The organism is Paenibacillus aurantiacus, from assembly GCF_042431225.1.
In the GTDB taxonomy this organism is placed as follows: domain Bacteria; phylum Bacillota; class Bacilli; order Paenibacillales; family Paenibacillaceae; genus Paenibacillus_Z; species Paenibacillus_Z aurantiacus.
The window spans coordinates 95083-108976 of the sequence record NZ_JBHMDO010000008.1; the positions used below are offsets into that span (position 1 = coordinate 95083).

The 13894-nt window shown below is 56.4% G+C and carries 11 protein-coding genes and 1 riboswitch; all 11 genes read left to right on the forward strand.

The window, feature by feature from the left end:
- The first annotated feature begins 8 nt into the window (after nt 1-8).
- Nucleotides 9-2396, forward strand: a complete 2388-nt coding sequence (locus tag ACFFSY_RS03695; RefSeq protein WP_377490057.1) for an ATP-binding protein — start codon at nt 9-11, stop codon at nt 2394-2396.
- Entirely contained in the window at nt 2374-3033 is a 660-nt protein-coding gene (locus ACFFSY_RS03700; RefSeq protein WP_377490060.1) for a response regulator, read from the forward strand. Before ACFFSY_RS03695 ends, ACFFSY_RS03700 begins: the two co-directional genes overlap by 23 nt.
- Before the next feature lie 290 nt (nt 3034-3323).
- A complete protein-coding gene (locus ACFFSY_RS03705) occupies nt 3324-4304 on the forward strand; it encodes a polysaccharide biosynthesis protein (protein ID WP_377490063.1) in 981 nt (326 codons plus the stop codon).
- 484 nt (nt 4305-4788) lie between these two features.
- Nucleotides 4789-5475, forward strand: a complete 687-nt coding sequence (gene dapD / locus ACFFSY_RS03710) for a 2,3,4,5-tetrahydropyridine-2,6-dicarboxylate N-acetyltransferase (RefSeq protein WP_377490066.1) — start codon at nt 4789-4791, stop codon at nt 5473-5475.
- A gap of 19 nt (nt 5476-5494) precedes the next feature.
- On the forward strand, nt 5495-6622 hold the full coding sequence (locus ACFFSY_RS03715) for an N-acetyldiaminopimelate deacetylase (protein ID WP_377490069.1): 1128 nt from the start codon (nt 5495-5497) through the stop codon (nt 6620-6622).
- A gap of 75 nt (nt 6623-6697) precedes the next feature.
- Nucleotides 6698-7855, forward strand: coding sequence for an aminotransferase class I/II-fold pyridoxal phosphate-dependent enzyme (locus tag ACFFSY_RS03720; protein ID WP_377490072.1), 1158 nt, complete (start codon nt 6698-6700; stop codon nt 7853-7855).
- Nucleotides 7856-8375: 520 nt separating this feature from the next.
- Complete coding sequence (locus ACFFSY_RS03725; protein WP_377490075.1) at nt 8376-10766, forward strand: polyprenyl synthetase family protein; 2391 nt, start codon at nt 8376-8378, stop codon at nt 10764-10766.
- Nucleotides 10767-10937: 171 nt separating this feature from the next.
- Nucleotides 10938-11825 (forward strand): helix-turn-helix domain-containing protein, encoded by an 888-nt coding sequence (locus ACFFSY_RS03730; protein WP_377490078.1) that lies wholly within the window; start codon nt 10938-10940, stop codon nt 11823-11825.
- Between the two features lie 134 nt (nt 11826-11959).
- Nucleotides 11960-12778, forward strand: a complete 819-nt coding sequence (locus tag ACFFSY_RS03735; RefSeq protein ID WP_377490081.1) for a methyl-accepting chemotaxis protein — start codon at nt 11960-11962, stop codon at nt 12776-12778.
- 117 nt (nt 12779-12895) lie between these two features.
- Entirely contained in the window at nt 12896-13228 is a 333-nt protein-coding gene (locus ACFFSY_RS03740) for a helix-turn-helix domain-containing protein (RefSeq protein WP_377490084.1), read from the forward strand.
- Nucleotides 13229-13366: 138 nt separating this feature from the next.
- A riboswitch (cyclic di-GMP riboswitch) is annotated at nt 13367-13449 on the forward strand.
- A gap of 11 nt (nt 13450-13460) precedes the next feature.
- Entirely contained in the window at nt 13461-13685 is a 225-nt protein-coding gene (sinI, locus tag ACFFSY_RS03745; protein WP_377490087.1) for a DNA-binding anti-repressor SinI, read from the forward strand.
- Nucleotides 13686-13894 lie beyond the last annotated feature (209 nt).

Sequence of the window (13894 nt, forward strand, 5' to 3'; positions counted from 1 at the left end):
CGAATCATTTGATAAGCAAGGTTAAGGCACCTTTGTATACACTGGCTATTCTGCTGCTGACGGTCTACCTCGCCCTGAATATTTATCATAACCGGGTAATTGGCGTGGACCTTCAGCAGGGGACGGATGGGCAATACAGCGTGGCGAAAGTGGAAAAAGGCTTTTGGGGGGAGGGGCGTCTACAGGTTGGGGATAGGGTCGTTTCGGTGAACGGTGAGTCGCCCGGTCGTTCGTTCTTCGTGCGTCAATATGACCGGATCGAGCAGGCCGATGAAGTTAGCGTGATTCGCCCTCTGCCTGACGGCGGAAGCGACGCGATTACGCTGTCTGTGGAGAAGGGGCTACCGACGCGCGAGCTGGTGCTGCATCTGATCATCCCGCTCGGCACCATGCTGCTGTTCGTGGCGTTCTCGGTGTTCGTCTACGTCCGTAAAGGACAGGACCGGGCCGCCGGGTACTTGATTCTTTTCTTCCTGTCGATCGGTCTTGCGTATTTCAGCGCGTTTTCTTCTACGAGGTTGGACCCGGTCGGCCGGCTGGTGATTACCTTTACATTCCCGATCGTGCCGCTTTCGTTTTTGTTATTCCTCAATACGTATCTGAAGCAGCAGATCCAGAAGCGTTTGATGCCGGATCGAGTAGTCTGGATTGGGCTTGGGCTGATTGTCGTGAACGGAGCCATAAGGCTACTTGAGCTATCTGGCCATTTGCACCCACGCTTGCAATCTGTGGCATCCTTGATTTTGATGCTCACCTTCGTGCTGGGCATTGCCTATATTTTCTACAAACTGATTGAGAAGTTTATCCGTCACCGGCATGACCATTTGAAGTCGTTGTTCAAATTTACGCTGATCGGCCATGTGGTCGGTTTCTTGCCGTTTCTGCTGCTGTTCGGCATTCCGAGCTTGTTCGGTCTAGTCGTTGTTCCGGCCGATGTGGCAGCCGTCTGTCTGATCGGGCTTCCGGCCGTCTACTTATATATGTTCACGACCAAGCGGCTCTTCGACATCGATTTCCTGCTCAGCCGCATGCTGTACTATACCATTATTGCCTTCTTCCCGACGCTGCTGATTACCGGCCTTGCCGTCCTGATCATGAATCAGCACAACTACTCGTGGGTGAAATGGGTGCAGATGTTTCTGGTCGTGTACCTCCTGATTACGATCTTCCTGTTCGGCAAGGAGTATATGGATCAGCGCCTTCGTCCGAAATTCAATAAAGATTTGTATAATTTCCAGGGAAGTCTGGACCGTTTCTCTTCGCGCATATCGCGCGTCATGAAGCGGGCCGATCTGGAGCGGGTGCTGGAGCAGGAGGTTCGCTCCATCCTGCCGGTGCAGGAGCTGGCGTTTCTCGAAGTGCAGGCGGACCAAGACGATGCGGCGGCTTCGGCTCAAGCTAATTCCCGCAAGGACGACTTCGCGGCGTCCCTGGCTTTGGAGCTGCTGGCCTCTCCCCGCCGGCTGGCCGTCGGGACGGCCATTGAGGTGACCCGCGGCTTGTGCGTCATCATCGGACACCGGCGGTCGACCTATCAGGTGCTGTGGATCGGGGAGAAGTACAACCGGACGCAATATAACCCGGATGAACTGGGGTGGCTGAAGACGCTGGCCAACTACAGCGCTATCGTCTACGAGAATTTGTACCTGATCGAGAATCTGATCGGAGACCTGGAATCGGAAATCCGCAAGCAGCAGGGGACGCCGACCTGGGTGCTGCGCCTGATCTTCCGGCTTTCCGAGAACGAGCGGCGCAAGCTGGCATCGGATCTGCACGACTCCGCCCTGCAGGACCAGTTGATCTGGTACCGCAAGCTCGAAGCCGTCATGCTCGATCACGACATGTCCGCCGATCTGGGGCGGGATCTGGCCGAGATTCGCGAAGGTCTGCTTGATGTCATCCACCAGATCAGGGAGACGTGCAACGAGCTGCGTCCGCCGCTGCTGAAGGAAATGGGCATTACCGAGGCGCTTCGCAGCCTGTTCGAGCAGGCGCAAATCCGCAATAACTACGCGATCGATTTCGAGGAGAAGCCGCTGACGGCGGAGCTGACCGACGAACAGACGCTGACGATTTTCCGCATCGTGCAGGAGCTGCTCGGCAATGCCGGCAAGCATGCCAACGCCTCCCGCATCCGGATCGAGCTGGAGCAGCGGGGCGATCTGCATCTGCGTTACACGGACGATGGCGTCGGCTTGGACGTGGAGAAGCTGAACGATTCCTACCAGCACATGGGGCTGTCCGGGATCAAAGAGAGGGTCCGCAGCTTGGCGGGGACGATTACGTTCCGCTCCGAGGTGGGCAGCGGACTGGAAGTGATGATCACGCTGCCGATGGAATCGGCCAACATGGATATAGAAAGTGGGATGTTAGATGATTCGAATCTTGCTGGTTGACGATCACCCTTCCGTCGGGGAAGGCACCAAGAATATGATTGAACAAGATCCGGACATGCGCGTCACCGTCCTCCCTTCGGCGATGGATGCGCTGGAGCTGGTGAAGACGGAGAGCTTCGATGTCATGCTGTTCGACTTGAACATGCCGGTCATCAGCGGCCTGGAGCTGACCAAGCGCATGATCAGCATCAATCCGGATCACCGGATTCTCATCTATACGGGTTATGAGATCAGCCCGAACTTTAATCTGTTGATCGAGTCGGGCGTCTGCGGCTTCATCAGCAAGACGGTCTCCCGCGAGCAGCTGCACAACGCGATTCGCTGCGCGCTTCGGGATGAGGCGGTCATCCCCGTGCAGCTGCTCCGGCAGCTTCGGCGCCGGGATATCCGGCTTCCGCAGGATCGGGAAGAGAAGGCGCTGGAGGAAGTATCGATCAACGAACGCGAGCAGGAAATTCTGCAAGAAGTAGCCAGCGGCAGCAGCAATAAGGATATCGCAAGCAAGCTGCTGATGAGCCAGCGAACGGTCGAGTACAACCTGACGCGAATCTTCGAGAAGCTGGGCGTGCGTTCCCGGTCGGAGGCGATCGTGGAGGCCAAGCGACTCGGGTTGATCTCGTCGAGCGAGTTCATGTGAGCGGAACGTTGAAGAAATGGATCATGCGGGAAGACCCGGTCATCGGAAGAGGCCGGGTCTTTTTGTCGTCTTCGGCGAGGGCTGCAAGAGGCGCCCATCCACTCTCTTCGGGGCTGTGTAGTGGTAGACGAGAAGAAAGAGCGGTCATCATGGGGAGATGAATGTCCGCGAGGGCGGCATTTTTCTTGCAGAGTCTCCCAATATGTGCGTATTCATTAAGGGGAAGTGTACGTGTACAAAGTGTCACTGCGCACATAGTATGACATGAAACTTCACGGAGGTGAAACTTAATGTACGAAGGCAAACGAATACTCGTGACCGGCGGCACCGGCTCATGGGGAGAGGAGTTGGTTCAGCAGCTTCTCCACCGCAGCCCGCACGAAATCATTGTCTATTCTAGGAATGAACATAAACAATTTAGTATGAAGAGCAAATTGGATTCCAGCGTCATCAAGTTTCAACTTGGAGACGTGATGGATGCGGAACGGCTGCAGGAGGTATGTGCCGGCGTCGACTACGTCTTCCATTTGGCGGCGTTAAAGCATGTGCCCGTATGTGAAATCCAGCCTTATGAGGCGCTCAAAATCAATGTGATTGGCACGCAGAACGTCATCAAAGCGGCGCTCGATGCCGGGGTGAAGCGCGTCATCAACGTCTCGACGGACAAAGCCGCGGACCCTTCCAATTTCTATGGTTTAACGAAGGCGATGGCCGAGAAGCTGATCGTATCGGCGAATCTGATGAGCAAAGAAACACGATTCATTAACGTCCGCGGCGGTAATGTGCTGGGTACAAGCGGTAGCGTCGTCGATCTGTTCAAAGATCAAATCCGGCGAAAATCCAAGGTGGAGATTACCGACCAGGCGATGACGCGATTTTTCATGACCAAGGAAGAAGCGATCGAGCTGCTGATTTGGGCCGCGGGGAAAGGCAAAGGCGGCGAGACCTTCATCATGAAGATGCCAAGCTTCCGCATTATGGATCTGGCCGAGGTGCTCATCGATGCGTTCGGACACCGTGATGTCGCGGTGACGAACATCGGCATTCGTCCGGGCGAGAAGATTCATGAACTGCTGTACTCCGAATTCGAAAGCCAAACCACATACGAATATAACAATCAATATTATATCATGCTGCCGCAAATTGCCATTCCCGAACTGGAAGGCGCGTACCATCTTCCAGCCGTAACGAAACGGCTGTATAGTTCGTGCGACACCCTATTGGCGAAGCCGGAGATCGAACAGCTCCTTGTCAAAGGAGGATTTATGTAATGTCTAAGGTCGGGGGTGTGCGTTATCAACGGCATATGGGCGCACCCTATTCTAGTTTGATCGCATCCAATAACGTAGGCTTTTCCTTTGATTATGCAGCGGTGCTGCCGGTGCGGTAATGGACACCTTCGAGAATGGAGTCCTCCTGGCCTAGCGCTTGCGGGAGAGGATCGGCATGGTCTCCTCTCCGTGAGCTTAGACCCGACCGCGCGAGGTCGGGTTTTCGTTTGCCCAGCCTGCGACGCTAACCTTCCATCATGCCAAGAGATGAATCCATGTCATACTCCTTGCGAAGCCGGGGAAAACTATAAGCGCCTTCTGGGCCCAAAATCCGTCAATTCAGCCAAAATGACGCGGCAGGTCGACACATTCGCCGACTGCCGTAGGCGATATGTGCAAACAATTATCGAGAAAATGAATGGCATTCGGATTTTCGGGATTGGTAGAATGACAGAGAATTCCCTTATGCGAAGGAGTATGAACGATGAGCCAAGATCTAATCGATATCATCAAGAATAGCCCGAAGAAAACAACGGTTAAAGCCTACATTAAAGGCGCGGTAACCGTTAACGATCCGGACGTGAAAGTATTCAAGTTCGAAGAGAACGCGATCGTCATCGGCCAATGGAGCGCGGTGCAAGAGATCGTGAACCAAAGCACGGTCGAATACTACGAGCTCGAGTACGACAGAACGAACTCGACGGTACCGCTCTTGAACTTCCTCGGCCAGAAGGTTCGCATTGAGCCGGGCTCCGTCATCCGCGACCGCGTCACGCTCGAAGACAACGCGATTATCATGATGGGCGCTACGATCAACATCGGCGCGCACATCGGCGAAGGCACGATGATCGATATGAACGCGGTCGTCGGCGGACGCGCGCAAATCGGCAAGCAGTGCCACATCGGCGCAGGCGCAGTCGTCGCGGGCGTTATCGAGCCGCCTTCGGCAACGCCGGTTATTATCGAAGATAACGTCCTCGTGGGCGCGAACGCGGTTATCCTCGAAGGCATCCGTGTAGGTAAAGGCTCCGTCGTTGCGGCAGGCGCGGTTGTTACGGAAGACGTACCTCCGGGCGTCGTCGTTGGCGGCATGCCGGCGCGCATCATCAAGGAAGTCGAAGAGAAAACGAAGAGCAAAACGGAAATCGTCAAAGATCTCCGCAATCTGTAAGCGCTAGGGGGAACCGCGGTTGGCTAACCATCAAACATTCATCGATATTCGCCGAGACCTGCATCTCATTCCGGAAGCGGGGTATCAGGAGTTCAAGACGCAGGCTTACCTGCTCGACTATATCCGGTCGCTTGGCGCTGCGGACGTGTCGGTCAAGCTGTGGAGGACCGGCATTATCGTACGCATTCCGGGTCTTGATCCGGGCAAAACGATCGGGTATCGCGCGGATATCGATGGTTTGCCAATCCCGGAGGAGACGGGGCTTGCGTTCAAGTCGACGCATGAAGGCATGATGCATGCGTGCGGCCATGATTTCCATATGGCGATCGGCCTTGGCGTGTTGACGCATTTCGTGCAGAACCGGATGAACGACAACCTCGTCTTCATTTTCCAACCGGCAGAGGAAGGTCCCGGCGGGGCGCTTCCGCTCCTGGAGAGCGGCGAGTTGGATGAGTACAAGCTCGACTATATCTTCGCTTTACATATCGCCCCTGAATATAAGGTCGGCGAGATTGCGATCAAAGAAGGCACGCTGTTCGCCAATACGAGCGAGCTGTTCATCGACATCATGGGCAAGAGCGGCCATGCCGCATTCCCGCACTTATCGCACGATACCTTGGTAGCCATGAGCCACTTCATGCTGCAGCTGCAGTCGATTATTTCCCGCAACGTCAATCCGATCAAGCCAGCCGTACTGACGATCGGCAAAATCGACGGCGGCTTCAAACAGAACGTCATCGCGGACCGCGTGCGCCTGGAAGGCACGATCCGCACGCTCGACGCCGATACGATGACCCTCATCAAGGGGCGCATCGAGGCGCTGCTTCAAGGACTTGAAGTGAGCTTCAACTGTGCGAGCGCGATCGATTACGGCGCGAACTACATGCAAGTATACAATCATCCCGAAGTAACAAGAGCTTTCATGGACTGGGCGAAGGAGCTGCCAGACATTCGGCTGATCGAATGCGAGGCGTCCATGACCGGCGAAGACTTCGGCTATTTGCTCCAGCGGATCCCGGGCTTCATGTTCTGGCTCGGCGTCGATTCGGAGCACGGCCTGCACCATGCGAAGCTGAATCCGGACGAGCGGGCGATTCCGGTCGCCATCGACACGCTGGTTCAGTACTTGAGCTGGTTGGGGCGATAACCCTTCGGGGCATAACGTTGAATATAAGCACAATCGTTCACATAGCATAGCAAGCGACAAAGGGATGATTCTGGGATGGCACTTCACATTAATGAGCGCGTGACGCGCATCGAAATGTCCGGCATTCGGAAGCTCGCCAACATGGCTTCCCAATACAGCAACGTCATCTCGCTGACCTTGGGACAGCCTGATATTCCGCCGGCCAAGCATATCGGCGAAGCGGTGGCGGAGGCCGTGGCGAACAACCGGACGTCATATACGGAGAATCAAGGCATTTTGGCGCTGCGCCAAGCGGCGAGCGCGTTCGTCGCGGACAAATACGACCTGACATACAGCCCGCAGGACGAGGTGATCGTCACCGCTGGCGCGAGCCAAGCGCTGTTCGTCGCGCTGACGACGCTGCTGGAGGCGGGGGACGAGGTTATCCTGCCATCGCCGACCTATCCGGCTTATCTGGAGATCATCCGGTTATGCGGCGCCGTGCCGGTTCTCGTCGATACGACCGCCACGGATTTCAAGGTGACGCCCGAACAGCTTCGCGGTCATATCACGCCGAAGACGAAGTGCTTCATCCTCTCCTATCCGTCGAATCCGACGGGCACGGTTCTCTCGAAGGACGAGGTGGACGCGCTGGCGGACGTACTGAAGGACCAGGAGCTGTACGTCATCTCCGATGAGATCTACAGCGAGTTGATCTACGACGGCATTCGCCACGAGTCGATCGCCAGCCGGCCGGGCATGCGGGAGAAGACGATCGTTATTAACGGCTTGTCCAAATCCCACTCGATGACCGGCTACCGGATCGGATTTATTTTCGGCGACCGGGCGCTCGCGCGCGAGATGCTCAAAGTGCACCAATATAACGTGAGCTGCGCGAGCTCGATCAGCCAATACGCCGCGTTGTCCGCCCTCACCACGGGCAAGGACGACGCGCGTTATATGCGCGAAGAGTACCAGGTCCGGCGAAATTTCGTCCATCAGCGCCTGAACGAGATGGGACTCGCCGCGAAGCTGCCTGGCGGAGCGTTCTACATCTTCCCTTACATCGGCGGTTATTCGGACAATGCGATGGACTTCTGCGCGAAGCTGCTCGAGCAGCAGCAGGTAGCCGCCGTGCCCGGATCGGCCTTCTCCACTTACGGGGAAGGGTATATTCGGATTTCCTATTCGACGACGATGGACAATTTGAAGGTCGCGATGGACAAAATCGAGACGTTTATCCATACCTTATAGACGAGCAGCTTCGCATGCGACGAACCGTTCCCCAAGATGCTTAAGTCATCTTGCGGGGAACGGTTTTTGTTGTTTTCAGCGGGAAGGCTTGCGATATTTTTAAAGAAATGTACGAGATGTAAATAAATTGGATTTCTTCCCTCGCGGGGGCAGGAATATAGTCGCATCATGTCGAATATGGCATGCTTGGCAATTGGGCCGATTGTAGCACGCCGCCTGTGAGCTCATGAGCGAAGCTCGCTTTAATGGGACAAGGAGCGTCTACCGCGCCACGGATGTGAATAGGATGATAGGACAGGGAGGCCAAGCGCCCTCGTTTCGTTTCCCTCGCATGGCTTACGTATGGTTCATTCCTGCGCTCCTTCTAGGAGCGTTGCCGCGCTGCCGTCATGCCGATAAAATCGTAACCGGAAAATTAATCCCCCGTATCTATAACTATCAATCGGATCCGATAAGCGCAACCTCATTCTCCGTAAGACACATGTCGCGAAAACATCAAAAGAAGCTGAGGGAATATGTCATGAATGCGATAACCGAGGAATACATCGTGGATGCCGACGGCTGCTACCGGCAAGCCGAGCAGCAAGCCGCCCGTTATTTTGCCGTGCTAGAGCAGCAGGCCAGAGACAAGACATACGGGACGGTCTTGACGGAAGACATCCAGCTGTGGAAGAAGAATCATATTCGCCGCTCCTGGTTGTCGACGCTCGCCGGAGGCAAAGCGGCTGCCGGCGCCGGCGGCTATCACCGCCATTTGCAGTGGCTGAGGCAAACCGGCAAGCTGGACGACTATTTGAACCGAAGCATCACGTATATCTACATGCGGGATTTGGGGAAGGCCATCGACCTGCCAGGAACGAAAGCCCGCATCGCGAAGCTGGCGGCGAAGATGCGGGAGCGGTTGTTCCCCGGGGGGACAGCCGGCCAAGGCGAGCAGTCGGAACTGTTCAGCACCGAAGAGATTTACCGCTGGGGACAGAAGGAAGGCGTGGAGACGGCCGTCATCTGGATGTTCGAGAAGCTGGGGGGCGTATCGCATAACCTGCCGGAGGGCTTGAATGCCGAGCATGCGCAGCGTAAGCTAATGAAGATTATCTTGGGGGTCGTGCTGCATGCGCTGGAAGAGATGCCAGAAGATTGCCCACCGGCGGATCGCGCGGTCAGACTGGATGCAGCGATCCGTCTTGGGTATTCCTACGGGCTGACGTACCCGTTCATCGACGACCTGCTCGATGCGAACGTGCTGAGCGCGCAGGAGAAGCAGACGTTCTCCCGCATGATTACGTCCGCGCTCGTCACCGGATCGGTGCCGGAGCTTGGGCGATGGGAAGGGAATAACGAGGCGATGGTGCGCTACGTGCACGGGGAGCTGCGCGAAGCGTTCGAATGCATGAAGGAGCATCAGCAGCCGGCCGTGCACGGACATTTTCTCGAGCAGGCTTATGTCTTCTTCCATTCACAAGAGGTCGACCGGGCCAAGAATCTGGCTCATGACGGCTATACGAACGAAGAGCTGTACGTGCCGGTCATCTTGAAGTCCGCTTCTTCCCGGCTGGTGGCCCGTTCGGTTCTGGGCGCGCCGGCGGACGAAGGCTTCGAGAGCCGCATTTTCTTCTACGGCATTTACAATCAGCTTGCGGACGACTTCGCGGATATGTTCGACGATCTGAAGGACGGGGCGGTCACGCCGTATACGTATTACTTGACGCATCGCGAGCGGCGAGCCGATCTGGTCAATCCGTTCGAGCTGTACTGGACGGTCATCGCGCATCTCATTCATGATGTGTACCGCTCGGACGCCCAAGCGCGCGAGGTGATTCTGAACCGGGCCATCAATGGCCTGAAGCGGTGCAAGGCGCGGGTCGGGGGCACCCAATATAACGAGATTATGACGATCTTCGCCTCCGGTCATCCCGCGTTCAACCGGCTCGTGCAGCGGATGGTCGACCGAGCGGACGACGTCGACTTTTTCGATAAACTGCTGCGGGATCAGGTCGTCGCGAACTTGAAGAACGAGCGCGACACGGAGGAGCAGTTCGCGGAGACGGTGCGGACGGCGCGCGGGCAGATTAACGCCAGCCTGCGTCTGGCGAGCCGGGACGGTATGCCGCCCTCGGGCGAGACGCTGATCGAGGCGGCGAATTATAGTTTGGACGGCTCGGGCAAGCGTCTTCGCCCGATCCTGACCTGGGTGATGGGCGTGCAGGAATACGGATTGTCCGCGGACGCGCTGGTGCCGCTGCTGCGCTCGCTCGAGTACATGCATACGGCGTCGCTTATTTTCGACGATCTCCCGTCTCAAGATAATGCGTCTACGCGCAGAGGACGTTCCACGCTGCATCAGGTGCATGACAGCGCTACGGCGGAGCTGACGGGGCTTATGCTGATCCAGCGGGCGACGCAGGAGCAAGCCTCGCTTGCGGGCTTTGACCCGAAGAGCGTGCTGGCCATGATCCGTTATTCCGCGCAGAAGGCGGAAGAGCTCTGCATGGGGCAGGCGATGGACCTGCGGACGAAGGGCGAGGCGCTCACGCTGGAGCAGCTCAATACGCAGTGTTTCTATAAGACCGGTCTGGCGTTCGAAGCGGCGCTGGTGATGCCCGCCATTCTCGCCCAAGCCGGCGAGCGCGAGATCGAGCTGTTGAAGACGTTCGCCTACCATGCCGGCATCGCGTTCCAGATCAAGGATGATCTGCTCGACGTCGACGGCGACGCGGGCTTGCTCGGCAAGCCGGTCGGCCAGGATGCGGAGAACAACACGGCGACGTTCGCGAGCATTCTTGGCCGGGAAGGCGCAAAGAAAGCGATGTGGGACCACTACTGCCTTGCGCTGGAGGCGCTGCGCAAGCGGGAGCGCCCGGCCGGTTTCTTGAAGCAGGTGCTGGCGTATATGATTAGCCGGGACCGGTAGGGCGGTCGCTCGGACGGGCGAACACGATAAGCCTCGCAATCGCGAAGAGCACCTAGGAAGGGTGCTCTTTTTTATTTTCGCCAGACGATGGCGCGTGGACGGTAAACATGGCCAAAACGATCAAAACGCCCTGCGCGCTGCATGGTAAGTTAGAGGCAAGGAGGGATGGCAGTGGCGAACGAGGAGACGCACCGGAGCACGATGAATCAAACGCTCGGCTATATCGAGCAGCATCTGACGCAGCTGCTGCGACCGGATGATTTGGCGCGGGGAGGCCTGTTCTCCAAACGCCATTTCGACCGCTTGTTCCTCGCCGCGGTCGGACGAACGGCCGCGAATTACATCCGCGACCGGCGGCTTGCGCGGGCGGCGGCGGAATTGGCCCATACGCGAAAGGGTATTTTGGCTATCGCGCTGGATTATCATTTTCAATCGCAGGAGGCGTTCACGCGGGCGTTCAAGAAGGCGCACGGCCTGACGCCGGGGCGGTATCGCGCATACGCGCAATCACTCGTGACGAAGGGGACGATGGGGATGAACCGGAAGGAAGTGCCGCAAGGCTGGACGGTAACGGGCAATCGCGTGGAGGATTACGAGGTCGCATTGGACAAACGGGAAGCGCATCTGGGGAGCGCCGCGGCGCGCATCCAGTCGGTGAAGCGGGGAGCGGAAGGGTTCGCCACGCTTATGCAGATGTTCAGCTCGGAGCGCTATGCGGGCAAGCGGGTACGGTTGACCGCATTCGCCAAGGCGGAGGACATTCGGGGCTGGGCAGGCCTCTGGATGCGGATCGACCGGAAGAACGGCGACATGCTGCAGTTCGATAATATGCAGAATCGTCCGATCCACGGCACATGCGGCTGGAATCAGTATGCCGTCGTGCTGGACGTCTCGGAATCGAGTCATGCGATCGCGTTCGGGGCGCTCCTATGCGGAGAAGGGAAGCTGTGGGTCGACAATTTCCGGATCGAGGAGGTCGACGAGCGGACGCCGACGACCGGCGAGAACACGGAGGAGGGCATGCCGGCCGAGCCGGCAAACCTGGACTTTGAAGGGTGAGAACAGCGGGCGAGAAGCGTCGGCGAATTGATCGGGGCAATCGACGGATGCCAATGTGCTAGTCGGGGTATCCTGAGATGGAACTATTTATGGCAGGATTATAGCCGTAAGTTAGAACAGATGGGAGTTCTACGATGCACGTCATTCGATCGCTTCACGAGATAACCGCCCTTATTCCGCTGCTAAAAGAAGCGCTGCCAATCGATGTTTCGTTCGCGATATGCGACAGGGAGAAGTTCATTGGCTATTGGCCCGGCGAACGCATCGATTTGGGTATTCGTTCCGGCCAGCGACTGAACCCGGATGAGCCCCTGGCGCGGACCGTTCGCAACGGCCTCTCTCTCAAAGACGTCGTACCCGCTAGCTTTTATGGCTACGAGTTCGTCGGAACGGCCATTCCGCTATACGGGGAAGAACGGGAAATCATGGGCGGACTGGCCGTCCAGGTCCGGACACAAGCAGAGCTGCGCGGAATTGCCGAGCACATCGCAGACTCGCTGAGTCAAGCCCAGTCGCAGCTGGAGAGCATAACGTCAGCCTCGAAAGAGCTGCGGCACTTCAGCGGACAGCTGTTGAATCTAGCCAGGCAGACAGCTGGGCACGTAGGGCAGACGGAAGAGGTCGTATCGATCGTAAAGGCCGTTGCCGATCAGACGAATATGCTCGGCATCAACGCTTCGATCGAAGCGGCGCATGCCGGAGAGAAAGGAAGAGGTTTCGGTATTGTGGCAGGCGAGATCCGGAAGCTATCGAGCGAAACGGTGGCCTCCGCCAATACGATTCGGGGGACGCTGCAAGCCTTCCGACAGGCGATGGCCGAGATGAACGGATCGATCGAACGCATGGCCGCCCTCGCGGAGCGCCAGTCGGTCTCGTCTGATCAGATCGAAGCCTTCATCGCAGATATCGGCGCCATGTCGGATAGATTGAGTCAATACGCGCGCAGACTGTAGACCCTGCGCCAAGACATTGTGTAAGAAATTAAAGAAAGGGTAAAATCTGTTTTGTCCCTTACAATAATCTTTGTTATAATGAAGGGAACAAGATTGCACAGTGAAGGACGATTCGAGATGACGGAAACGATCGGAGCACGCATCAAGAAGATTCGCCTGCGTAAGGGACTTTCGCTAACCGAGCTTGCGGAGAGCGCCGAAGTCGCAAAATCGTACTTAAGCAATGTGGAACGGGGCATACAGAATAACCCTTCGATACAGTTCGTAGAGAAAATCGCATCGACGCTCGATGTCACGAAGAATGCGCTGCTGTTCGACGAGTCGGAAGAGCAGGAGCTTGACCCTGAATGGGCGGAGCTTGTGCACGAGGCGATGTCGTCTGGTGTCAGCAAACGTCAATTCAAGGAATTCCTTGAGTTTCAACGCTGGAAGAAAGAGCAGGATTCATAAGTTTCAATCCGTGAAAACGCCCTCAATTAGGGCGTTTTTTATTTTATTCCAGTAGTGTCGAAAAATATTTACGAACAAGGCGACAATGTGACATGTTTCTCCTTGATACAAATTGTATAATTGGGACAGGTTGGCAGAAATGAAACGGGAACTGTGAAATATGTCCTACATTTGGGCACCTGGGACATACGGAGTGAGTGGTGCACCCACCCCAATACAATTGGAGGCATGGATGGAGATGGAACAGGCAGAACTTGTACAGCGCGAACGGGAAGCAGAGTGGACATCGTTGATACTAGAAGCTCGCAAGCTGGGACTTTCGGCATTGGAAGTTAGGTCTTTCCTACGGCAATCTCAATCGATGCAATCTCCTGCCTCGGCAACAGCCGTTATGCTGCAGCGGACGCTGTTCGGCAAGGTGCTGATGTACGAAGCGGAGAAACTATCCATCTCTTAAGCAATCTCTTAGCGGCCGCAGGCGGTAACGAAGCGGATATGGGGTACAGGGGCGTACCGGCATTAGATTTAGAGATTCGGTTGACGTTAAAAGTCCATGCAGAGGGGCCTGTCTAATGTGCGGGCCACAATCGGGCATGGACTATTTTTTTGCGTTATTTCCCCCAAAAAATGGTCGGTCATCCATGCTCCAACCCCAGCTAGCGTGCG

Excerpts from the sequence above, each read along its gene's own strand:
- ACFFSY_RS03700 (WP_377490060.1), top strand. The coding sequence starts at position 2,374 with ATGATTCGAATCTTGCTGGTTGACGATCACCCTTCCGTCGGGGAAGGC.
- ACFFSY_RS03705 (WP_377490063.1), top strand. The coding sequence starts at position 3,324 with ATGTACGAAGGCAAACGAATACTCGTGACCGGCGGCACCGGCTCATGG.
- dapD (WP_377490066.1), top strand. The coding sequence starts at position 4,789 with ATGAGCCAAGATCTAATCGATATCATCAAGAATAGCCCGAAGAAAACA.
- ACFFSY_RS03720 (WP_377490072.1), top strand. The coding sequence starts at position 6,698 with ATGGCACTTCACATTAATGAGCGCGTGACGCGCATCGAAATGTCCGGC.
- ACFFSY_RS03725 (WP_377490075.1), top strand. The coding sequence starts at position 8,376 with ATGAATGCGATAACCGAGGAATACATCGTGGATGCCGACGGCTGCTAC.
- ACFFSY_RS03735 (WP_377490081.1), top strand. The coding sequence starts at position 11,960 with ATGCACGTCATTCGATCGCTTCACGAGATAACCGCCCTTATTCCGCTG.
- ACFFSY_RS03740 (WP_377490084.1), top strand. The coding sequence starts at position 12,896 with ATGACGGAAACGATCGGAGCACGCATCAAGAAGATTCGCCTGCGTAAG.
- sinI (WP_377490087.1), top strand. The coding sequence starts at position 13,461 with ATGGAGATGGAACAGGCAGAACTTGTACAGCGCGAACGGGAAGCAGAG.